The 23262-nt window shown below is 60.9% G+C and carries 20 protein-coding genes; 11 read left to right on the top strand and 9 right to left on the bottom strand.

Going from position 1 to position 23262, the window contains the following annotated elements; translation table 11 throughout:
* Positions 1-63 precede the first annotated feature (63 nt).
* From G5S37_RS07650 to purM, 4 genes are all read right to left on the bottom strand, one after another.
* Entirely contained in the window at positions 64-651 is a 588-nt protein-coding gene (locus G5S37_RS07650; protein WP_165202380.1) for a hypothetical protein, read from the bottom strand.
* A gap of 144 nt (positions 652-795) precedes the next feature.
* Positions 796-999 carry a YHS domain-containing protein gene (locus G5S37_RS07645; protein WP_165202378.1) on the bottom strand — a complete coding sequence of 68 codons (204 nt, stop codon included), beginning with the start codon at positions 997-999 and terminating at the stop codon, positions 796-798.
* Between the two features lie 216 nt (positions 1000-1215).
* On the bottom strand, positions 1216-1431 hold the full coding sequence (locus G5S37_RS07640) for a YHS domain-containing protein (RefSeq protein ID WP_165202376.1): 216 nt from the start codon (positions 1429-1431) through the stop codon (positions 1216-1218).
* 255 nt (positions 1432-1686) lie between these two features.
* Entirely contained in the window at positions 1687-2739 is a 1053-nt protein-coding gene (purM, locus tag G5S37_RS07635; protein ID WP_165202374.1) for a phosphoribosylformylglycinamidine cyclo-ligase, read from the bottom strand.
* A gap of 496 nt (positions 2740-3235) precedes the next feature.
* Between purM and G5S37_RS07630 the strand changes: the two genes are divergently transcribed.
* The 3 genes from G5S37_RS07630 to G5S37_RS07620 all read left to right on the top strand — a co-directional run bounded on the left by G5S37_RS07630 (position 3236) and on the right by G5S37_RS07620 (position 9247).
* A complete protein-coding gene (locus G5S37_RS07630) occupies positions 3236-4444 on the top strand; it encodes an efflux RND transporter periplasmic adaptor subunit (RefSeq protein ID WP_165202372.1) in 1209 nt (402 codons plus the stop codon).
* A gap of 57 nt (positions 4445-4501) precedes the next feature.
* Positions 4502-7726, top strand: coding sequence for a multidrug efflux RND transporter permease subunit (locus tag G5S37_RS07625; RefSeq protein ID WP_165202370.1), 3225 nt, complete (start codon positions 4502-4504; stop codon positions 7724-7726).
* Between the two features lie 96 nt (positions 7727-7822).
* Positions 7823-9247, top strand: a complete 1425-nt coding sequence (locus G5S37_RS07620) for an efflux transporter outer membrane subunit (protein ID WP_165202368.1) — start codon at positions 7823-7825, stop codon at positions 9245-9247.
* Positions 9248-9595: 348 nt separating this feature from the next.
* Here G5S37_RS07620 and G5S37_RS07615 read toward each other — a convergent pair whose 3' ends face one another.
* Positions 9596-10288: a zinc metallopeptidase gene (locus G5S37_RS07615; protein WP_165202366.1), complete on the bottom strand. Its 693-nt coding sequence runs from the start codon at positions 10286-10288 to the stop codon at positions 9596-9598.
* Between the two features lie 249 nt (positions 10289-10537).
* On the bottom strand, positions 10538-13102 hold the full coding sequence (gene hrpB / locus G5S37_RS07610; protein ID WP_165202364.1) for an ATP-dependent helicase HrpB: 2565 nt from the start codon (positions 13100-13102) through the stop codon (positions 10538-10540).
* Between the two features lie 158 nt (positions 13103-13260).
* Between hrpB and araD the strand changes: the two genes are divergently transcribed.
* From araD to G5S37_RS07585, 5 genes are all read left to right on the top strand, one after another.
* The gene (gene araD, locus G5S37_RS07605) at positions 13261-14991 is read left to right on the top strand and encodes an L-arabinonate dehydratase (protein ID WP_165202362.1); all 1731 of its coding nucleotides are present in this window, start codon (positions 13261-13263) and stop codon (positions 14989-14991) included.
* 57 nt (positions 14992-15048) lie between these two features.
* On the top strand, positions 15049-15303 hold the full coding sequence (locus G5S37_RS07600; protein WP_165202360.1) for a type II toxin-antitoxin system ParD family antitoxin: 255 nt from the start codon (positions 15049-15051) through the stop codon (positions 15301-15303).
* Between the two features lie 11 nt (positions 15304-15314).
* Entirely contained in the window at positions 15315-15623 is a 309-nt protein-coding gene (locus tag G5S37_RS07595; RefSeq protein WP_165202358.1) for a type II toxin-antitoxin system RelE/ParE family toxin, read from the top strand.
* A 36-nt stretch (positions 15624-15659) separates the two neighbouring features.
* Positions 15660-16574: a dihydrodipicolinate synthase family protein gene (locus G5S37_RS07590; RefSeq protein WP_165202356.1), complete on the top strand. Its 915-nt coding sequence runs from the start codon at positions 15660-15662 to the stop codon at positions 16572-16574.
* 88 nt (positions 16575-16662) lie between these two features.
* Positions 16663-17391: a hypothetical protein gene (locus G5S37_RS07585; protein ID WP_165202354.1), complete on the top strand. Its 729-nt coding sequence runs from the start codon at positions 16663-16665 to the stop codon at positions 17389-17391.
* Between the two features lie 17 nt (positions 17392-17408).
* On the opposite strand, the gene G5S37_RS07580 is transcribed toward G5S37_RS07585, so the two are convergent.
* Positions 17409-18125, bottom strand: a complete 717-nt coding sequence (locus tag G5S37_RS07580) for a phosphodiester glycosidase family protein (RefSeq protein ID WP_165202352.1) — start codon at positions 18123-18125, stop codon at positions 17409-17411.
* A gap of 231 nt (positions 18126-18356) precedes the next feature.
* On the bottom strand, positions 18357-18608 hold the full coding sequence (locus tag G5S37_RS32235; RefSeq protein WP_206026348.1) for a hypothetical protein: 252 nt from the start codon (positions 18606-18608) through the stop codon (positions 18357-18359).
* A 399-nt stretch (positions 18609-19007) separates the two neighbouring features.
* Here G5S37_RS32235 and G5S37_RS07570 point away from each other — a divergent pair, with 399 nt between their 5' ends.
* The 3 genes from G5S37_RS07570 (at position 19008) to G5S37_RS07560 (ending at position 22373) form a co-directional block, all read left to right on the top strand.
* Positions 19008-19757 (top strand): YebC/PmpR family DNA-binding transcriptional regulator, encoded by a 750-nt coding sequence (locus G5S37_RS07570; RefSeq protein ID WP_165202350.1) that lies wholly within the window; start codon positions 19008-19010, stop codon positions 19755-19757.
* A gap of 93 nt (positions 19758-19850) precedes the next feature.
* Positions 19851-21644, top strand: coding sequence for a transcription termination factor Rho (gene rho / locus G5S37_RS07565; RefSeq protein WP_165202348.1), 1794 nt, complete (start codon positions 19851-19853; stop codon positions 21642-21644).
* 165 nt (positions 21645-21809) lie between these two features.
* Positions 21810-22373 carry a DUF4112 domain-containing protein gene (locus G5S37_RS07560; RefSeq protein WP_165202346.1) on the top strand — a complete coding sequence of 188 codons (564 nt, stop codon included), beginning with the start codon at positions 21810-21812 and terminating at the stop codon, positions 22371-22373.
* An 8-nt stretch (positions 22374-22381) separates the two neighbouring features.
* On the opposite strand, the gene G5S37_RS07555 is transcribed toward G5S37_RS07560, so the two are convergent.
* A complete protein-coding gene (locus G5S37_RS07555) occupies positions 22382-23116 on the bottom strand; it encodes a helix-turn-helix transcriptional regulator (RefSeq protein WP_165202344.1) in 735 nt (244 codons plus the stop codon).
* Positions 23117-23262 lie beyond the last annotated feature (146 nt).

Here is a 23262-nt window from a genome sequence, read left to right as displayed (position 1 = left end):
TGGGAACGGGGGGCGTGAACGATGCCGCAGATTCCCCTGCTGGCAAGGCTGGAAACAACTTCTTTACTTCTTCCCAACCGGCGGCCCGGCAGGCATTTGCGCATCCGGAGCACGGACCGGAACCGTATGGGCGACCACGGGCAGGGCACCGGGAGGGATGGGGTTGGACCTGGCAAAATCCGTCCAGGTGGGGCCCTTCACATGCACCTGCGCCGTCCTGCCATACCACTGGAGGTGCATCGTGGTGTAGTCGCGGGTGGCGATCATCGTCATCTCCTGCCGCTCCAGCATGGGGCGACCCGCCAGCATCAACTCACTGGCCTGAAGGTCGAACGTGGCCCGGTCTGCATGGCCGTGCTCCACCATCCACTTGTAGCGGGCAGACGGCTCCACATCCAGAAACACCCGGCCCTGCGCCTCTCCGGTGCGGCGCCGCTTGTCCGTGTAGTTGATGCGGTCCGCGTACAGCTTTACTCCGCGGTCGATCTCCACCGACGGGCGGTTGCGGTCTCGCAACACCCGAAGATCCGTCATGGTCCGGCCATCGTCATTCCAGATGGGCTCCGGCGTGCGGCACGCATTGAGAAGCAGCAGCACCGAAGCAAGCGGCAGGAGGCGGACAAGATGCGGGAAGAGGCGGAAATCAGGCATGTGCGTGAGTCTCTGAGGAAACGGGAACAAAAGAACGCCACTTCGGAGTCCGATCCTCGGCCAAATCTGCCGGAAAAAGAAAAGGCGGAAACGCCTTCACGCTTCCGCCCTTCAAAAGTAGATCTGGTTGTACCAGGTGGGTGCCTACTTCACGCTGCCAGCATACTTGGCAGGCTCCGCGTCGAACTTCGCTTTGCACTTGTTGCAGCAGAAGGCGATTTCCTTGCCCTGGTAGGTGCTGGTGATGTCCGTACGGACAGGGCGGGAGCCCACGGGGCAGGTCTTATTCACAGGCGCGGCGGAGGCGACACCAGAGATGGCAAAAGCGAGGCAGAGCAATTTTTTCATGTTCTTTGTAGAGGGTAGTGGCATTCGGCGTGTCAGGCCGGGTTTGTATTCGATAATTCTACGGGAGGAGAAGCTGCTGGCGACAATATTTTATCTGCAAACAGCAAAAAAAGAAGGAGGCGGCTCCCCACCTCCTTCTGCAAAAAGAGCCTTCGCCAAAGGCAGCGAATTACCTGGTTTTGCCGGCTCTCTTCTCGAAATTGTTCCCAGTCGCGGTTACTTCGCCTTCACCGCATACTTCGTGGGGGACTTGTCGAACTTGTCCTTGCATTCTGCCGTCGCGAAGGCCACGCGCTGGCCTTTGAAGGTGCTGTGGAAAATGAGGCGCACATTCTTGTTACAGACTGGGCACTGGGCATTCACGGGTTCCACAGCGGACGCGGTAGTGGCGAGCACGAAGGAAGCAGCAAGCACTGAAAGAAGTGTTTTCATGGAAGTGGCTACTGGGAAAATAGGGGCACGAATTGGATGTAACGTTCACGAACCACCTGATGACGGTGATTCAATGGTAGAACGTATCACAATGATCCTGAATTGCGCTATTGCTGAGTTTTGCTCCGCATATCTTGCGGCCCGATTCACCACGGCGAAGGACACGAATTCCCGGCCAGAAGTGCCAAAGAAACGGGCGTCAAGGCAAAAAGCCATGACGCCCGCGGTCGCAAAAATATTTAATAACTGGTCGTCTTACACCAGTTCCACGGTCACCTCGCCGCTGCCGTCGACCTCTCCAAGCACCACCGCACCCTGACCGCAGGCCAGAGCCTTGTCCGCATCTTCCTTGGCTACAATGGCGACCCAGCCGAAGCCCATGTTGAAGGTGTCAAAAGCGTCCTTCTCGTCCGCGTGCGCGAGAATCTTCTGCACCACGGCATTCTGCCAGCGCGGCACGCGCACGTGGGCGCCGTGACCGCCGAAGACCATCAGGCGACCAAGGTTCTCTGGCAGACCGCCGCCCGTGACGTGGGACATGGCGCGCAGGCTGGGCACATTCTTTCGCAGAGCCGCCGCCTCTTCATGATACAGGCGGGTGGGCAGGAGGAGCGTCTGGTACTCCTCATCCGTCAGTTCCAGCTTTTCCGCCTCAATTACGCGGCGCACGAGGCTGAAGCCGTTCGCATGGAAGCCGGCGCTGGGGAAACCGACCAGCACGTCTCCCTTCTGGATGGTCGTGGGATCAATCAGGCTGCCCTTCTCCGCGGCGCCGATGGCAAAGCCGCTGAGTTCAATCACGCCCTCGGGAACCATGCCGGGCATTTCGGCGGTTTCACCACCGGCGAGGATGCAGCCGCAAGCTTCGAGGTACTCCACCATGCCGGCGATGCAGCGGGTGATTTTGTCCTTGGCCAGCCTGCCCACGCCTACGTAGTCCAGGAAAAGGATGGGATCCGCACCCGTGGTCAGCACGTCATTCACGTTCATGGCCACGAGGTCCTTGCCCGCATTCTCCAGGAGGTCGTGCTTCAGCAAGAGTTCCAGCTTGGTGCCCACGCCATCGCAACCGGTCACGATCACCGGGTGCTTGTACGCGCTGAGATCATACGCAGCAGCGAAGAGGCCGAAGGCCCCGGCGAGCTGGCGCTGCTTCTGCGTGCGCTTCACGAGCTGACCGATGTCTCCCACCAGCGCTGCCGCCTCGCGAATGTCCACCCCAGCCTGCTTGTAGGTGTGGCCCTTCGGCGGCTCGGCGTGCTTGTGGGTGGAGGAAGCGGTGTAGAAGGATTCAGCGTCTTGGGACATGGGAGGGGCCAGCATGGAGCATGGAGACGCGAGCTGCAAGCGCAGGATGGGGTGGGAGGACGGCGCTTAAAAGTGGAAGCAGGATGCTCGGAATGGCCGCAAAAGAACGCAGAGAGCGCAAAAAAGAAGGGAGGAGCTGCTACCGGGCGCATTCACCCACAACACGTTAGCGCAAAACAGCCCGCATGACGGCACGACCAAACCCACCTTTTGCGATCTCTGCGTTCTTTTGCGGCTATTCCGAGTAATCCTGTCTGATCGATGGAGCGAGTCCCGGTAAAGCACCCGCGTGCAAAAATTCTTCCGGGTTAGGCATCCGCGAGGGTTTTCAAACGTATGTATGACTGCCTCAAAATGGCCTGCGTCTCCCCCCCTTTCTGGCAGGCCTTTTGTCTTGAAATAGCTTCCCCCGAGAACTTGACAGCAGTGGGAATCATCAGCATTACTGACAATCATCGAAGCACACCTTCTGCACAGCACTCCCCCTCTCGAGCAGATGAAAACTCCCCTGCCCCCCCTCTGTATTCTCCTCCCCGCGCTGGTCCTGTCCGCCTGCAAGCCGGAAGCCCCCCAGATGCAGCCACCGCCTCCCACCGCCGTGACCGTCGCGGCACCGGTGAAGCAGAAGGTGAAGGAGTGGGACGAATTCACGGGGCGCGTCGATGCCGCGAAATCCGTGGTGCTCTACTCCCAGGTCACCGGCTACCTCATGAGCATCGACTTCAAGGACGGCTCCGAGGTGAAGAAAGGCACGCTGCTCTTCCAGATCGATCCGCGCCCCTTCCAAGCCGTGCTCGACCAGGCACTCGCCCAGCATGAACAGGCCAAGGTGAAACTCGAACTCTCTCGTTCCGAGTATGATCGCGCCTCCAAGCTCCTCGATTCCAAAGCCATCTCCGCGGAAGACTACGACACGCGCAGCAAGGCCGTGCGCGAGGCAGAGGCAGGCTTGCGCGTCACCCAGGCGGCAGTGGACAAGGCGAAACTGGATGTCGAATACACCCAGATAAAGGCACCCATGGATGGCCGGCTCGGCCGCAAGCTCATGGACGTGGGCGGCCTGGTGGTCGGCGGCCCCATGGGCGCGACCGCACTCACCAGCATCGTGAGCCTGGATCCCATCCACTGCTACATCGATGCGGATGAGATGACCGTCCTGCGCTACCAGAAGCTCAATCGCGAAAACAAGACCGCGAGCCCGAGGGATGACCAGATCCCCTGTGAGATGGCGCTCGGGAATGACAGCGGCTATCCCTACAAGGGCGTGATCGACTTCGTGGATAACCGGCTGGATCCCACCACCGGCACCATCCAGGTGCGCGCGGTGTTTGAGAATCCCCTTCCGGAGCGCGGGCAGCGTGCCCTGCAGCCGGGCTACTTCGCCCGTGTGCGTGTCCCCGGTGGCAGCGACTACGAGGCCTTCGTGGTCGACGACAAGGCAGTGCAGTCCGACCAGGCGCAGAAGATTGTCTACGTGGTGAACGAACAGAACATTGTGATGCCCCGCCCCATCGAAGTAGGCCCGGTGATCAATGGCAAGCGCGTGGTACGCAGTGGTCTCACTGAGAAAGACCGCATCATCGTCAATGGCATGGCAAAAATCGGACCGGGCATGCCCGTGAATCCAATAACCGAGGAACAAGCCGCCAAGGCGCAACAAACAGCGCAGAACGGCGGTGCTGCTCCCGGAACTGCAGCGAACTGAGCCCCCCCTCCAGGTTCCTGACCACTCAACACACGCTCACGGCATCTCCCCCACGCCATGAATTTTGCCAAGTTCTTCATCGACCGGCCCATCTTCGCCGCGGTGCTCTCGATCGTGATCACCCTTACGGGTTATATCGCGCTCACCTCCCTGCCCGTCGAGCAGTACCCTGAAGTGGCTCCGCCGACCGTGGTGGTGACCGCGACCTATCCGGGCGCCAACCCGCAGGTGGTGTCCGAGACGGTGGCCAACCCCATCGAGCAGGAAATCAACGGGGTGGAGAACATGCTGTACATGTCCTCCGCTTGTACGGCGGACGGCGTTTGCACGGTGACCATCACCTTCAAGCTGGGCACAAACCTCGATATGGCGCAGGTCCAGGTGCAGAACCGCGTGTCCATCGCGCTGGCGAAGCTGCCTGAGGAGGTACGCCGCATCGGTGTGACCACCGTGAAGCAGTCGCCCAGCCTCGCGATGGTGGTGCACTTGCTCTCACCGGATGACACTTATGACAGTCTCTATGTGGGGAACTACGCCTTCCTGAACGTGAAGGACCACCTCGCGCGTCTCCCGGGCGTGGGCTCGGTGCAGGTGTTCGGCGCACGTGACTACTCCATGCGCGTCTGGCTGGATCCGGAGCTCATCTCAGGTCGCAACATGACTGCCAGCGACGTGGTGAATGCCATTCGCGAGCAGAACGTGCAGGTGGCTGCGGGCGTGCTCGGCGCGCAACCCTCCCCTCCCGGAACCCAGTACCAGCTTACGGTCACCACCCAGGGCCGTCTCATCGAGGCCTCGGAGTTTGAGAACATCATCATCAAGCGTGGTGAAAACGGCCAGGTCACGCGTGTGAAGGATGTGGCCCGCGTGGAACTCGCGGCTCGTGACTACAACCTCGACTCCTACCTGAATGGGAAACCTGCGGCAGCCCTGGTGCTCTTCCAGCTTCCCGGTTCCAACTCGCTCGAAACCCGTCACGCGGTCGGCGAGAAGATGGATGAGCTGGCGAAGAACTTCCCGCCCGGCCTGAAGTACGACATCGTGTATGACACCACGATCTTCACCCAGAAGTCCATCGATGCGGTGATTCACACCTTCGTGGAAGCACTGCTGCTGGTGGTGCTGGTGGTGATTGTCTTCCTGCAATCGTGGCGTGCCTCACTCATCCCGCTGCTTGCAGTGCCAGTGTCCATCGTAGGCACCTTCCTGGTCATGAAACTGTTCGGCTTCTCGCTGAACAACCTGACCCTCTTCGGCCTGGTGCTCGCCATCGGTATTGTGGTGGATGACGCCATCGTGGTGGTGGAAAACGTCGAACGAAACATGGCGCTCGGCCTGTCCCCGCTGGCCGCTGCGCGAAGGGCCATGGAGGAAGTGAGCGGCCCGGTCATTGCCGTGGCCGTGGTGCTCACCGCGGTGTTCGTGCCCACCGCCTTCATCTCCGGCCTGACGGGACAGTTCTACCGGCAGTTCGCGTTGACGATTGCGGTCTCGACCATCATCTCCGCCTTCAACTCGCTCACGCTTTCGCCCGCGCTGAGCGCCATCCTTCTGAAGCCGCACCACGCGAAGCCGGACTGGTTCCAGCGCAGCATCAACTTTGCGTTTGGCTGGTTCTTCAAGGGCTTCAACTGGTTCTTCGAGCGCTTTTCGGGTGGCTACGCCGGCTTCGTGCGCCGTACGCTTCGTTTCTCCGCCATCGCCCTCGTACTCTACGGCGGCCTGCTCTGGATGACGGGCAGCCTCTTCAACAAGGTGCCGTCCGGATTCGTGCCGAACGCGGACAAGGGCTTCCTCATTGCCTTTGCAGCACTGCCGGATGGCGCATCGCTGGAGCGCACGCGTGAAGTGATCCTGAAGATGGGTGAGACAGCCCGCAAGATTCCCGGAGTGGTCAACACCGTCGAGTTCCCCGGCTTCTCCCTCGTGGCAGGCGGCAACATGCCCAACCACGGCTCCATTTTCATCGGCCTGGAGGACTATGACAAACGTGCGGGTGATCCCAACAAGAGTCTGAATGTCATCCTTGGCAAGATGATGGCGGAGTACTCCCAGATCCAGGAAGCCTACTGCCTGAGCTTCCCCACACCACCCGTGGACGGCATCGGTATGGCGGGCGGATTCAAGCTCCAGATCAAGGATAACACGGGCCAGGGCAAGGACGCGCTGGCAGGCGCCGCCTTCAACATGATGATGAAGGCCAACAGCCTTCCCGGCCTCACCAGCGTCATCACGACCATCCGGCCCAACGTTCCGCAGATCTACGTGGAGGTGGACCGCACCAAGGCCAAGAGCATGGGCGTGAAACTCGCCGATGTGTTCGACACGCTGCAGATCTGCCTGGGCTCTCTGTATGTGAATGATTTCAACCGCTTCGGCCGCACGTACCAGGTCACGGCGCAGGCGGATGCCAAGTTCCGCCTTGCCCCCAGTGACATCACGAAACTGAAGGTCCGCAATGACCAGGGCGAGATGGTGCCCCTGGGCACACTGGTGAAAGTGACCGAGACCACGGGTCTGGACCTTGCCAAACGTTACAACACGGCTTCGACGGCAGACTTGCAGGGCGCCACCCTTCCCGGCACGTCCTCCGGCACAGCCATCGCCATGCTGGAGAAGCTCGCGAAGGACGAGCTGCCCAAGGGCTTCACCATCGAGTGGACGGAACTCTACCTTCAGGAGATTCTCGCGGGAAACAGCGCACTCGTCATCTTCCCCCTGTGCGTGATTTTCGTCTTCCTCGCGCTGGCGGCGCAGTACGAAAGCTGGACACTGCCCCTGGCCATCATCCTGATTGTGCCCATGTGCATCCTCTCCGCCCTCGTGGGCGTGATGTTGCGAGGCATGGACAACAACATCTTCACCCAGATCGGTCTGGTGGTGCTGGTGGGTCTGGCTTCGAAAAACGCGATCCTGATCGTGGAATTCGCCAAACAGCTGGAAGATCAGGGCAAGTCGATTACTGAGGCTGCCATTGAAGCTTCGCGACTACGTTTGCGCCCCATCTTGATGACCAGCTTCGCCTTCATCCTCGGGGTGCTCCCACTTGTGCTCGCGGAGGGTGCCGGATCGGAAATGCGCCAGGCACTGGGCACGGCGGTCTTCTCCGGCATGGTGGGCGTCACGTTCTTCGGCCTGATCCTTACTCCGGTGTTTTATGTGGTGATACGGAAACTCTTCAGCCGAAAGAAAAAGCCGGCTGATGAGGTACATCCGTCATCCCACGAGCCTGTGGCCCTCTCCGATTCTTCCTCAACTTCGCAATCCCCCGAGCCCGCCTGATTCGTATTCTCCATTCCCGCAGTATCCAGTCAGGCGAAGGCCTCGATTCTATTGCTTGATGCCAGTCAAAATCCTCCCACAGTCAGTCCACTCCGCATGAAGACCAGTCACCTTGTGTCGATCACCCTTTTGCCGGCGATGCTTGCCTCGTGCAACGTCGGCCCCAAATTCACCAGTCCCGAGACCAAGACCGACGCCCGGTTCGCCAGCAGCAAGAAGGAGACGTCCTTCAGCGCAGACACCGAAGTGGCCACCTGGTGGAGGAAATTCCAGGATTCGAAGCTCAACAGCCTGATCGACCGCGCCTTTGCCAACAGCCCGGATCTGCGCATCGCCGCCGCCCGTGTGGATGAGGCCCGCGCCCTGCATACAGCCGCCCGGTTCGACTACTTCCCCACGGTCACCTCCGACGCGAGCTACCTCAATCAGCGCAGCAGCCTTGCTCAAGCCGGTCCCGGCCGCAGCCGCAGCCTGGAACTCTATGATGTGGGCCTGGATGGCTTCTATGAAGTCGACTTCTGGGGACGTGTGCGCAACAACAACAAGGCCGCGCTCGCCGAACTCGGCACTGCCGAAGCCCTCCGCCGTGACGCACTCGTGCTGCTCGCCTCTGATGTGGCCAGCAACTACATGCAGCTTCGCGGCCTGCAGAACGAACTCGGCGTGGCCGAGCGCAACGCCGCCAACCAGCGCGACACGCTCAAGCTCACCGAAAGCCTACTCCAGGGTGGTCGTGGCACGGAGCTCGACACCTCCCGTGCTCGTGCCCAGCTGAACTCCACGCTCGCGGCCATCCCGGTTATCGAGAGCGCCATCCGCCGAAACATCCACCGCATCAGCGTGCTCACGGGTCAACAGCCCCAGGTGCTGCTCGACGAGCTGCTCAAGAGCAAGCCGATGCCCACCCTGCCGAGCATTGTGCGCGTGGGCAGCCCTGCTGAGCTTCTTCGCCGCCGACCGGACATCCGTGCTGCCGAGTTCCAGATCGAGGCCGCCACCGCTCGCGTGGGCGTGGCCACCGCCGACCTCTTCCCCCGTGTGACCTTCAACGGTCGCGTGGCCCTGCAGGCCGAGACCTTCTCCGGTCTCGCCAAGTCCGGTGCAGATGCCTACAGCTTCGGCCCCAGCATCTCCTGGGCTGCCTTTGACCTTGGCCGCGTGAAGGCCGGGATCGATGCCAGCAAGGCCCGCAACGTGCAGAGCATCGCCCAATACGAGCAGGCCGTGCTGGGCGCCCTGGAAGAAACGGAAAACGCCATGACCTCCTTTGGCCGTCAGCGCGCTCGCCGTGACTTCCTGCGTGAAGCTTCGTCCGCCTCGCAGCAGGCCGCCAAGCTCGCCCGTGAACGCTATCAGAATGGTGTGGCCGACTTCCTCACCGTGCTCGACGCCGAGCGCGTGATGCTGGAAGCCGAGAGCCGTCAGGCCGAGAGCGAAACCCTCACTGCCGTGGCTCTGGTGGCCATCTACAAGTCACTGGGCGGCGGTTGGGAAACCAACGGCCGGGTGAGCGCGAAGTAAGCGGCTCTACAGCTAAGCCTTCTACTACGCCTCCCATGTCACGACCGCGCAGGTCTGACTGGGAGGCGTAGCTGTTTTGGGGCGAGGTTGCGTGCCTTCAGCAGGAGGTTAGGCGTCCCGCCTGACAGTGGAAGTTTGGCCTCCGGCCTGACCAGCATCAGCAATGCATACGCTGCGGGCTCCTTCATTCGCCTTCCCGCGTGTCAGTGCTCACCTCAATCGCCCGCATCCCCCAGCCCTCGGCCGCCGACCGCAACGCGCTGCTCCATCCCCTTTTGCTGCTCCGCTGCTTCGCTGCTTTGCGACATACACCTTGGCGCGGACTTCACCCCGCCCAAGGCAGCAATCTCACTTCGGCCTCATCCTTCCGCCCACCGGAAGCATGCCAAAGAGCAGGTACATCGGTGAGCGAATCAGAGCGCCCGTGTCGCGCCAGGCCACGCGCGGCAGGATGCGCTGGAAGAGATCCAGCATGTCTGCGTGCCGGCGCAGTTTGCGCTCCAGCCACGCCGAGACGCGTTGGGAGGCATTGTACTCCACTGCCATGCTCATGGCATTGACCAGGGCGATCAAGAAGAAGGCAACACCGCAGGCAAAGATGGCAGGGCGCGGGGCGCGTTTCACGAACGCAAGGATGATGGCCGCGATCCCGATGATGGCAGGCGCGTAGCGTGCGAGACGGATATTTCCCAACCTCCAGAGGAGCGCCTTCTTCTCCTCACCCTTCTGCGTGGCATGAGCCGCCTCGTGCAGAGCGATGGACCATGATGCTGCATCCGTGCCCTGCATCACCTTTTTGTTCAGAAACAACACCCGTCGCTCAGGGTCGAAATAGTCCGATACCATGGCGTTGTGCTCCACAATCTTCACATCGGTGGCCTCATGCTCGTCCAAAAACAAGCGCGCAGCTTCCCCGGCCGTCAGCGCACCGGGCACTGTCTGCTTTGCCCCCAGCGTGATCCCCTGCTCATACCGTTGCAGGGCAAACCTCGAGATGCCGATCGCGAGAATGAGCAGGATGATGGGAAGAATAAGCAGCATGTGGAGGCGTGCGTGGCCGAAATGTCAAAGTCAGGGAACAAGAGTACGTGACCATCATGCCACGCCTCGCGGTAAATGCGATGGGATGTCACTCAATCACGCGCCACCATCACCCGGAGGTTAGGCCTTCCGGCCTGACAGTGGATGTTGGGCTTTCCAGCCCGACGGTTGTAGGGCTATCCGTCTTCGCTGTCAGGCCAGAAGGCCTAACGCCCACTGTCGGACTGGAAAGTCCAACCTCCTTTTCGCTCACCTCCACTCGTGCCTGGGATACCGCCCCTTCAGCTGGGTCTTCACCGCCTGGTAGCTTGTCTTCCAGAAGTTCCCCAAGTCCCCCGTGGTCTGCACGGGACGCTGGCTGGGCGCGAGGATGTTCACGGATACCACGACCTTCCCACCGGCGATGCGGGGGTTCTCATTCGTGTCGTAGAGCTGCTGCAGAACGACACTGATTTGCGGCGTGGCCTTGTCGCGATACTCCACCTTCGCCGTTTTGCCGTTGGCGAGCTTCACACGCTCGGGTGCATAGCGCTCCAGCATCTCGCGTTGAGAATGGGAGAGCCACGCGTTCAGTGCACCATCCGGGGTGATTTCACGAAGCTGCCGCGCAGCCGTAGCGCCGAGGCACATCTGCTCGATGAGCAGGCGTTTCTCTTCATCGCCGATGGAAGGCATCTCCAGTTCCGGCATCCACGTTGCGAGACTGTTCAACCGGGTGATCCACTGGTCATGGCGTTCCGTCCAGTTCGGCATCTCCAATCGGCCCGCGATGATTTCATCCGCCAGGATGGAAGCCGCGAGACCTGCATCGGGTTCACCGCGCTCACGAGAATGCAGGGCCAGGTCGCGGAAGCGTTTCTCTTCACGATTGGTCACACGCTTGTTCACGCTGTCATAGACCGCGCGCTTACCAGTGGTGATGTCTCCGGGGAAAAGCTCCTCCAGCCAAGTCTCTTCCACCTTGGTCGTGAGGTTCAGCTTCACCTGAAGCGCCTTTCCTTGAATTTCCGCCACCTCAGCCGCCACGAGCATGGGCGGCGGCTTGAGATGCGCGTCCTTTTCCAAGTGACCCTTGTAGCCCGCGGCCAGTGCATACACGCGGGAACCACTGGAGGTCTCCACACCGAGGTGGTCTGAGAAGGCGGCGAGCACGCACTTCGCCAGCGCGATGTCGTGGGACGCCGCGGTGATCTCCATCTTGGGTGAGTCCCCTGCCCTGCGGCACAAGCGGAGCAACTGATCCGCGCTGCGCATCGCTTCCTGGGCCGCGCGCGCGTGGATGCCATAGGGCGCACACGCATCCGGATTGAAGTTCACGGACTTCGCCTTGTCCCACGCACGCATGAGCGGCTGAAACTCGCTGATGTCTTCGCGATGGAAGAACTCCTCACGCTTGCGCTTGGTCTGCTCGGTGGGTTTCAGCAGGATGTCACGTCCCTGCGCGATGGCTGCACACAGCGCCGCGTCCTCCATGCAGTCGAGGTCCATCGCCGTGAGCAGCATGCGGGAGAAGCGGGGATGCAACGGGAAAGTGGACATCTTCCTTCCCAGCGATGTGATGGACTTCGTTTCGCGATCCATGGCACCCAGCGACTCCAGCATGGTACGCGCGAGCTGCTGCGCCTCCGCGGTGGGTGCTTCAAACCAATCAAACGTCATACCCGCACGCTCGGCCACCACTTCCAGAGTGAGCAGCGCCTCACTGAGATCCAGTCGGCGAATTTCCGGCAACTCACTCTCCGCGCGATGCAGATGCTCACGCTCTGGCCACAGACGAACACACACGCCAGGGCCAAGACGCCCTGCACGGCCCGCACGCTGATCTGCACTGGCACGACCGATCTTTTGCACCGTGAGCGTATTGATGCCACGCCGCACGTCGTGCGCTGCGACACGTGCCAGACCACCATCGATCACCGCACGCACGCCTTCGATGGTGAGCGAGGTTTCCGCGACATTCGTGCTCACGATGATGCGCCGCGAGCCACCGGGTTGCAGCACTTCATCCTGCTGTGCGGGGGTGAGCTCTCCGTGCAGCGGCAGAATGCGGAAGCCGCGCGAGAAGGCACGGCCGCTCATGGCGGCAATCGTTCTACGGATCTCATGGCCACCCGGCATGAAAACGAGCAGATCGCCCTCGATGCCACGGCGCGTGATGAGATCCTCCGCGGCGCGTGCCGCCTGGTCCCACACCGCCTCGGGGTAGCCCGCCTTGTCTTTCTGCGGAGCCTGATAACCAATCTCCACGGGGAAGGTGCGGCCCTCGGAGTCAAAGATTTCGCAGGGCTGCAAGAAGGCCTTCAGCGGGTCCGGTGCAATCGTAGCGGACATCACGATGATGCGCAGATCCGGCCGCTGCTCCGCCTGTACGGCGCGCGCCCAGGCGAGGCACAGGTCGCCGTCCAGATGCCGCTCATGGAATTCATCGATGACGATGCAGCTCACCTTGCTGAGAGCCGGGTCATCCAGCATGTTGCGCAGCATCACCCCCTCCGTGACGAAGAGGATGCGAGTCTTGTTGCTGGACACATTCTCAAAGCGGACTTGGTAGCCCACTTCATCGCCGAGCTGGGCACCGCGCTCCTTCGCCACGCGGGCCGCCAGCATGCGGGCGGCGATACGGCGGGGCTGGAGCACCACGATGCGCTTGTCCCCCGCGATACCGTGGTCCAGCAGCATCTGCGGCACCTGGGTGGACTTGCCGGAGCCGGTGGGCGAGCGCACTACGGCATTGCGCACACCAGCCTGCGCAAACCAGTGCACAATCGGCTGGCGCAGGGCTTCAATGGGAAGATCGGAAACGTGAATGCTCAAGCGTTGCGGATACTGCAATCCGGCGTCCGCGCAACTGCTTCGCACCGGCCCGCCCCACCCCTCCGGACCGAATTCGCAAAATCCTCTCTGTCCTTGATAGCTGCGCCTCCCGCTGCCAGTTTGTTTTCCGCTCGATTTACTGCCTTTCCCTCCCCGCCATGCCCACCCGTCTCGCTCCTGAAGAACTTCGCTCCCACCGCTGGTTTGGTCCAAATGACCTCCGCTCCTTTGGCCACCGCTCGCGGGCACGGCAGCTTGGCTTGGGACCGGAGGACTGGCAGGGCAAGCCGGTCATCGCGATTCTGAACACCTGGTCGGACATCAATCCCTGCCACCTGCACTTCAAGGTGCTCGCGGAGAATGTGAAGAAGGGCGTTCTGCAGGCCGGGGGCATGCCGCTGGAGATTCCGGTGATGTCGCTCAGTGAGAACTTCATGAAGCCCACCACCATGCTCTATCGCAACTTCCTCGCGATGGAGGCAGAAGAGATGCTGCGCTGCCACCCGGTGGACGGCGCGGTGCTGCTGGGCGCGTGCGACAAGACGACTCCCGCCCTCATCATGGGTGCAGTGAGCGCGGGCCTGCCCTTCATCTTCGTCCCCGGCGGCCCCATGCTGCGCGGACAGTGGCGCGACCAGACCCTGGGCAGCGGCACGGATGCCTGGAAGTACTGGGCCGAGCTGCGCGCAGGGAACATCACGCAGGAAGACTGGTGCGACATCGAAGACGGCATCGCCCGCTCCCATGGCCACTGCATGACCATGGGCACGGCTTCCACCATGACGGCCATCACGGAGACGCTCGGCCTCACCTTGCCCGGCGCCTCCAGCATTCCCGCCAGCGATGCGCGTCACTGGCGCATGGCTGCCTCTTCCGGTCGTCAGATCGTGGAGAACGTCTGGAACAACCTGAACCCCTCCCAGTTCCTTAACAAGGCCGCGTTTGAGAATGCTATCGTCGCAGACATGGCCGTGGGCGGCAGCACGAATGCAATCGTGCACCTCATCGCCATGGCAGGCCGCGCGGGCATCAAACTTCCGCTGGAAGACTTCGACACCATTTCACGCAAGACCCCGCGTCTCGCCGACCTGCGCCCCGCCGGTCGCTTCCTCATGGAGGACTTCTATTTCGCCGGAGGCCTGCCTGCCCTGCTGAAGCAGGTGGAGGACATCCTCGTGGGTGACTGCATGACGGTGAATGGACACACCCTCGCGGAGAACATCGCCGACGCCAAGATCTGGAACACCGAGGTGATTCGCACGCGCGACAATCCGCTCTCCACAGAAGGTGGAACGGCGGTGCTACGCGGCAACATGTGCCCCAATGGTGCCGTGGTGAAGCACAGCGCGATGGAACAAAAATTCTGGACGCATCGCGGCCCTGCCGTCGTCTTCAAGGACTACGAAGACCTCGCCGCACGTCTTGATGATCCCAGTGTGCCCATCACGGCGGATTCCGTCATGGTGCTGCAGAGCGCCGGTCCGCTCGGAGCTCCGGGCATGCCAGAGTGGGGCATGCTTCCCCTTCCCAAGCGCCTCCTTGAAGCCGGTGTGCGCGACCTTCTGCGCATCAGCGACGCCCGCATGAGCGGCACCAGCTATGGCGCCTGCGTGCTCCACGTTGCTCCAGAAAGTGCTGTGGGCGGTCCCTTCGCCTTCGTCCAGGACGGCGATATCATCGCGCTCGACGTGCCCAACCGCACGCTCACCCTGGAAGTCTCTGACGAGGAACTCGCCAAGCGCAAGGCCGCCTGGAAGCCTGCTCCACGCAAGGTCGACCGCGGCTACCTGCACCTCTTCCTGAACGAAGTGACACAGGCGGACGAAGGCTGCGACTTCCGCTTCCTGCACTACACCGGCACGCCCACGCCGGAACCGAGAATCCACTAACCTTTCCTCGGTGGTTACCTCTTGCGAGCCCACTGGCAGCCAGTATCTTCACGCATCATGAGCACGGTCGCCATCCATCTCGATCCTTCTCTTCAGCATTTTGTAGATGAATCGGTCAGTTCCGGGTCGTTTTACAGTGCGAGCGAGGTAGTGGCTGTCGCCCTGCGAAACCTTCAGGCAGACCAGGAAACACGTGCAAGCCGCCTCTCCGCTCTGAGGCAGGACGTAGGTCTAGGACTAGACCAAGCGGCCCGGGGTGAGTTTGTCGAGTTCGACGCGGAGAGCATCATCGCCGAAAACGCTGCCCGTTAACGGAAAAAAGCATGCCTCGAATCCTTCGCACGCTGGCTTCCAAGCAAGACTACAACGACATCTATTCGTATATCGCCGCAGACAGTCCCAACCATGCAGCAAATCTGCTGCGCAAGCTGGATGCCCGATTGAAGGTTTTGTCAGAAAACAACCTGATGGGCCGACGTCGCCCTGAACTGGCGGAAAATCTGCGCAGTTACCCGGAAGGGAATTACGTCATATTCTACCAGCCCATTGAAGATGGGATCATCCTGATTCGGGTACTGCATTCTGCGCGTGACATCACCACAGACTATTTTAATGAATCGGATACTCCGTAAAGTTCGTTTCTAGCTAGGCCGCATCAATCCTCTCCCATGCAAACCACCTTCACTCCCGCCGACCTCCGCCGCTCCGTCATCGCCGTGCCCCCGCTCTGCCGTGACGCGAACTTCAAGGTGGACGCCGCTGAAAACGCGAAGCTGATCAAGCACATCGAGGCTGGTGGCGTGAACATCCTGCTCTACGGCGGCAATGCGAACTTCTACAACATCAGCCTTTCCGAATACGGCAGCGTGCTGGCGCAGCTTGAGGAAGTCGCGGCGAAGGACACGCTGATCGTTCCCGCCATTGGTCCCTTCTACGGCACGGCGATGGATCAGGTGGAGATTCTCAAAGGAACCAAATTCCCCACGGCCATGTTGCTGCCCACATTGGCAGTATCGAAGCCAGAAGGCGTGCGTGAAGCGGTGCTGCGCATCGTGGAAAAACTCGGCCGCCCCATCGTGCTGTATGTGAAGGACGAAGGCTACGTGAACTTGGAAGTGGTGAAGAGCCTCGTGAACGCGGGCGCTGTCTCCTGGATCAAGTACGCCGTGGTGCGTCAGGACCCTGCCGTGGATCCGTTGCTGGAAGCCATCTCCAATGAAGTACCGCGTGAGCTTCTCGTGAGCGGCATCGGCGAACAGCCCGCCATCATCCACTGGAGGAAGTTTGGCGTGCAGGCCTTCACCGCAGGTTGCGTGTGCGTGGCGCCAAATCGCTCCCAGGAACTGCTGCTCGCGCTGCAGGCTGGCGAGTATGACAAGGCGGAGTCCATCCGTGAGCGCTTCCTGCCTCTGGAAGATCTGCGCAATGCGTACAGCCCCATCCAGGTGCTGCATCACGCAGTGAAGCTCGCCGGCATCGCCGACACCGGCCCGCAGCTTCCGCTCCTCACGGAGCTGGATGCGGACAAACAGGCCGCCATCGCACGTGCCGCGCAAGACGCCCTGGCCTGGAGCCGCGCGTAGTGCGTGTTTCTTGGACATTCCAGAGTGTGATTACGCTTTTGTGAACTTGAGCCAGGCGGAGGACCCACATCATGGAGGAGTCACGGGAATGTCTCCGACTCCTTTCCAGCTTGAACCCATGTTGAAGAGAACATGGGAGCTATTCTACAGGCACTGGCTGCTCTTCTTCGCGATACACCTCACGGTATCCTTTCCCGTCAATGCACTGGTCGGCATCATTTCCACCCGGGTAAATCCGGCGGAGAACCTGCTTCAGTTCTTCCTGTTCTCCGGAGCCATTGGAGGACTCTTCGGGATGGTGGCGCCCGCAGCAATCTTTGCAGCGCTTTCCCGGGCCTGGTCTGGAGCAACTCCCACCTATGGCCAGACATGGTTCGTCACCATGGATCGAATTGGAAGCGTCATGCTGGTCAATTTTTGTGTATTCATCTTCTCCTCGGCAGGCTTCACCATGTGCATCTTCCCTGGATTTCTCGTGCTTGCAGCACTGGCATTCAGCCTGTGTGCCGTCATGGATGAGGACCATGATGCATGGGTGGCCTTGGACCGGAGTGTGATACTTGTCCGGAGCCGCTTCTGGGTGGTGTTTGGCTATCTCGCCCTGGTATTCGCTCCCTTGTATTTTGGCATCGCTTTTGTACTCTTGATCCTATCGGCGATCATCGCATTGGTGGTGCCTGCACTCGATCACTGGCTGGCGGGCGCCGTGCTACAAACCCTGATATCGGCACCCACACTATTTGCCGTCGTGTTTGTGTTTGTGATGTTCAAGACGTTGCAAAGGGAGCCAGAACCTCTTCAAGAATCCAGCATCTGAGGCCGTGGTGACCTGGATTATCCACCCTGCTTTCTCGGCGAGACGAGGATGACATTCCGCACTTTCCATACTTCCGATGAGGATGTCTGCCCGCCTGTGTCATGCTTGCACCACAATGCCGTGGAGGGGCCGCCATCGAGGTTCAGCGCGCTCTGCACCTGAAGCTCGGAGAGAATCTTGGGATCGCTCAAGACACGGGCGAGTTCCTGGATCTTGATGTTCCCCGAATTCCCGAGAGCCCATCGCCCACTACCATCGGTCAGAATGAAGGTGCGCAGGGCCACCGGTCCGTCGCCCAGATTTTTGATCTCACGACCATTCTCCACGAGTCGTGGACAACATTGGATGAGATCACTGATGCCGGGATGGTCGGCAAACTTCTCGCTGGCAATGATGCTGCCCCTGCCACCTTCGACCAGCAACGTGCCACCAAACGGCATGGCGAGATCCAGCGTGCCAGTGCGCACACCTCCTGCGATTTCGAGACCCGACGGCAGCATCTTGGGAGGGTCGAAGTAGCCGCCATTGCACGCGGCAATCGCACCAGCCTGCGCCGCGATGGCAGCCACCGCACGTGCACCTTTCTTGGTGGCATTGGACGCCACCTGCAGCAGGCATTGGGACTCATCAAAGAGTACCAAGGTCAGCTCACACTTCTCATCCCCCTTCGCGAGATGCTTCGTCACCACGGTCGCACCGTGGCCGAGGGAGATGGGAGACGTGGAGGAGGTCAAGGTCCACTCAGCACGCGTCATCGGGACAAATGCCCACCAGAGAAGCGGGAGCAAAACAAGCGCACAGAGGAGAAGACGGCGTCTATATCGGGGATTCATCACAATCACGCTCAGCCTGCCATGGTCAGCGGATTCGTGGAAGCATGAAGGCTCGCGATAGGCGTGTACCCATAAAAAAAGCGAAGCATGGCTTCGCCTTTTTCAAAAGATGATGCAGGCGTTTTGCCCGACTTAGGAGTTCTCTTCAGCAGCGGGAGCCGCGTCTTGCGCAGGAGCGGCGTCAGCCTTCTTCGCAGCGGGAGCCTTGGCAGGCTTCTTGGCAGCAGCCTTCTTCGCAGCAGCGGCCTTCTTGTCGGCATCCGGGGCGGCCTTCGCGGGACGACTTACCTTGCGGCTAACGCCCTGCTTGGAGAGTTCGTTCTTGCGCTTGAGGTAAGCGGCGCGACGGCGGCGCTTGATGATCTTGTTGAGTTGTTGTCCCATGAGGATGGATGCAGTGTTTTGTAAAAGAGGGCGGACAAGTTCCACCGATGCCTGAAGAATCAAGGTGAAAAATGCGCAAGACCTGCCAGCAGCGGGGTTGGCGGCCACCCACTCTCCCCTAGAAAAAGCCTTGCATGGCTGCGGAACTGTGTTCACATTGACCCTGTTGACGGGCTTGCATGCCCTCACGAGTGACCAAAGGTTGCCTTCCGCGCAACGGTCCGCCTGTCTCAAACGCGCCCTTCCGGGCATGGTATCCAGCGTTTTGAGTCCCGGTGCGGCACCCGCCTGGAACCCCCACACGGCTCACCCTTTCTTTTCCTCCCTTTCATTCCCCGCGGGCAGTACCTCAGGCCCTCAGGTGACATCCCAGCTTTCTCACCCACAACGCAATCTGTCATGGCAGGCCACAACAAATGGTCGAAGGTCAAGCACATCAAGGCCGTCGTCGATGCCAAGCGCGGCAAGGTTTTCAGCAAACTCGCCAAGGAGATCACGCTGGCGGCGAAGCATGGCGGCGGAAGTCCAGATACCAATGCCCGCCTGCGCACGGCCATCTTGAACGCCAAGGCCCAGAACGTGCCTAATGACAACATCGAGCGCGCCATCAAGAAGGGCACCGGCGAGCTGCAGGGAGCAGCGCTGGAGGAAGTGGTCTATGAAGGCATCGGCCAGGGCGGCGTGGCCATGCTCATCGAAGTGGTTACAGACAATCGCAATCGCAGCGTGAGCGACCTACGCCTCATCTTCAGCAAGCTGGGCGGCACCTTCGCGGATGCCGGCAGCGTATCCTACCTGTTCTCCCGTCTCGGGGAAATTCGGCTCGACAAAGCGGCTCTGGACGAGGACACGGTGATGGAAATCGCCCTGGAAGCAGGCGCGGATGACGTGGTGGGCGAGGAAGAGGAGTGGGTGGTCTACACGCCGGTGGATAAACTCTTCGCGGTGGGTGGCGCCTTCCAGGCGAAGAACGTCACCCCCAAATCACAGCAGCTCATTTACCAGCCATCCACCACCGTGACCTTGGACGATGAAACCACGGCACGTTCATTTCTGAAGCTGTACGACGCTTTGGACGATTACGACGACACGCAGAACGTGCACGCCAACTTCGAACTGGCCGATGACGTGATGGCCACGCTCTCGTGACGCCCTCCAGACATACCTTTTTTTGTATCGCATCTCTCGATGACTGAGCACTCAACTTTGCAAGCGGACGTCTCAACGCCCACGCTGTTTCCCATGGCACCCGAGGAATCAAGATCAGCCCTCAGCGGCAAACGCGCCGCGAAGAAAGCCACCGCCAAGAAGGCGGTGAAAAAGACCGCGAAGAAAGCGGCAGCCAAGGCAGAAGTGCAGGCGGAACTCCCGACGGAGGCGCCCCAGAAGAAGCGGGCCGCAAAGAAGAGCACGAAGGGTGCTGCAAAGCGTGAAGGCCGCGCCGCCTCTCCTGCAGCCGCGGAAGTGATGGGACAAGATGGCGGTGTCACCCGCGTGCCCGCTGCGGATGTCGTGCATCATGAACCGACGGCGCGCCCCGCGCCTGTCGATGCTCCAGTTTCCGCTCCCGCTCCTGCGCCAACCCCTGCTCCTGCACCCGCACCCGCACCTGTGGCGGAAGTGCGTGACGCCCAGGCCCGGCCCGCACCCCAGCCACAGCAGCATGCTCCTGCGCACGCGCGCGCCCATACCGGCGGCCAGCAGCATCAGCAGCACGGCCAGGGTGGCTCTCCTTCCGGCGAAGGCCAGCACCAGCAGCACGGCGGCCACGGCCGCGGTCGCAAGTGGGAGAAGCGCAACAAATTCCGCGACCGTTTCCGCGACAAGCATCGCGATCGGGACCGTGATCGTGATCGCGACGGTCAGCCGCAAGGCGAAGGTGAGGGCCAGCAGCAGGCGGCTGCACCTGAGCGTCCGCTCGGTCCACCGGAGCCCAGCGAGGGCATTCTCGAACTCACGCCGAAGGGCTATGGCTTCCTGCGCCAGAAGAGCCGCTTGTGGGCGGACTTCGCCCAGGACCCGTGGGTTTCCCCCGAGTGGATTCGCAATCTGGGCCTGCGCACCGGCATGTACATCCGCGGCGTGGAGCGCATGGGTCACCGTGGACCTCAGGTCACGGAGATCAAGGAAGTGAACGGCCAGCCTCCGGAGAAGGCGCGCGATCTGCCCCTCTTCGAAGAGCTGAAGGCTGTAAACCCGAACAAACGCATCCAGCTTGAAACCGTGCCCACGCGCCTCACCACGCGAGTGATGGATCTCATCACACCCGTGGGTCGCGGTCAGCGCGGTCTCATCGTGGCGCCTCCTCGCGCGGGCAAGACCACGCTCTTGCAGCACATCGCGGAAGCCGTCACGCAGAATCATCCGCAGATGCATCTCATGATTCTGCTGGTGGACGAGCGCCCTGAAGAAGTCACCGAATTCCGCCGCTCCCTGCCGAATGCCGAGCTGCACGCCAGTTCGAATGACAGCGACATCCGCAGCCATCTGCGCACCGCTGTTCTTGCGATTGAGCGTGCCAAGCGTCTCGTGGAAAGCGGCCAGCATGTGTTCATGCTGCTGGATTCCATCACGCGCATGGCCCGTGCCTTCAACAATGCGCACAAGGGCGGGGCCACTGCCACTGGCGGTCTCGGCGTGGGCGCCCTCGAAATGCCCCGCCGCCTCTTCGCCGCTGCGCGCAATACGCGCGACGCCGGCTCACTCACCATCCTGGCCACCACGCTGATCGAAACGAACAGCCGCATGGACGATGCCATCTTCCAGGAGTTCAAGGGTACCGGCAATCTGGAGCTCGTGCTCGATCGCAAGATCGCCGAGCAGTACATCTATCCTGCGGTGAACATCTTCCGCTCCGGCACCCGTCGCGAAGAGCTGCTGCTGCCTCCCTTCCAGATGGAGAAGGTGCACATGCTGCGTCGCGGTCTCGCGGGTCACAAGCCCATCGATGCCATCCAGCGTGTCATCACCCTCATGGAGCGTGCACCAAACAATGCCCAGATGCTCATCGAGCTCCCGGGCAGGGTGAATGTGTAAGCAAGTGCAGGCACACCTTTTGCGGGAGGTGACCGGGAGTATTCAGTAGGTCCGTGTTCAGTATTCAGACTGAACGGTGACGATGTTCGATGAACATTGACGCCGCCAGAATGACTATCACATGCGAGCTACTGTTTGCTGAATACTGATCCACTGGTTACTCCGATGTCCACTTCCCAGCCCCCACCTCGCGACGTCTCCATCGACGCCGTGCTTCCGCCCGACGGCAAGGGAAAGGCACCGCGTGGCAAGGATGCGGAGAACGCCTCGGATGCCGCACGCATCGTCGCGCACTGGATGGATGAATTCATCCGCATTCCAGGAACGAACATCCGCATCGGACTGGACCCTATCATTGGACTGTTTCCCGGTGTCGGTGACTTTCTGGCCTCCAGCATTGGGCTGGTCACACTCACGGAAGGTGTACGCCAACGCGTGCCGGTTTCCGTCTTGATGCGCATGGGTGGCAACATCTTGATCAACGACGCCGTGGGCAGCATCCCGGGCGTGGGCGATGTCTTCTCCGCATGGTTCAAATCGAACTCGCGCAACCTCCGGCTCATCAATCGCTGGAAAGGCGGCGACCAGGCGGCGGTAAGACGTGGCAGCCGGGTTTTCATGACCGTGTTCATCGTGTTATGGCTCGGCCTCCTGGCCTTCTGGGCGTTTGTGTGGATCACCCTGGCCACCATGATCTGGCAGCTCGGCAGCAAGTTGTTTGGCGGCTGACGCTCTGACTACTTCGGCACGGAGCTTGCCAGTTGCCGGGCCCAAAGAGCAGCCGCCGTACGCGTCTCCACCCCGAGCTTGGTGAAGATGGTTTCCAGGTGCTTCTGCACGGTGCGAGCGCTGATGCCCAGGATAAGGGCGATTTCCTTGTTCGTCTTCGCCTCGGCAACCCAGGAAAGCACCTCTGCTTCCCGCGACGACAACGACGCAAACAACGTGCGGTGGCGCATCACTGCAAAGGCGCGCTGTATGGCGGGCTGTAGCAGCGACAGCACCACGCGATCACGCTCCGTGTAATCACGCGTAGAACTGGAAAGGACCATGCTGACGAGCTCCCCTGGCGCAGGATGGACCGAGAGGGCCATTTGCCGCTCAATGCCGAGATACTTGTACACTTCCTGATACAACCCCAGGTCATGAAGCTCGCGCTGCGTGATGAAGTCACTGATTTTCAGCGGGGTCGTGATGCCGAGTTCCGACTGCAGCTTGAAGCAGGGATGCTGATGGATGAGCGCGCCGAAGGGCTCCGCATACTTGTTGATCTCCGCATTGTTCACCGTGGAGGTAATCTTTAGCACGCGCCCTTGGGAGAACTCGTTGCAGGCTGTGAAGTCCGAGTCGATCAGCTTGGGCAGCCAACCAAAGATCAGCCGATCACGCAGATCTTCATGACTGGAAGCTTCCAGCAGATCATGGCTGCATTGCTTCACGGCTTTCAAGTCGAGGTGTGAGACTCGTTGCATGACCTTGGGGAGAAACTGGCAAGTCGCCGGGGAGTTGAAAGCGAAAATTACGCCAGATCGCGTATTTACCGGATCATCCCGGGCTGCGACAGCAAGCCCATGACAACGAATGCCTTCCGTCGTCGAACCTGGCTTGCATTTGCACT

Origin of the sequence: Roseimicrobium sp. ORNL1 (assembly GCF_011044495.1) — a bacterium.
Lineage (GTDB): Bacteria > Verrucomicrobiota > Verrucomicrobiia > Verrucomicrobiales > Verrucomicrobiaceae > Roseimicrobium.
Note: the sequence above shows the minus strand (reverse complement) of the source record. Positions and strands in the feature narration are given on the sequence as shown.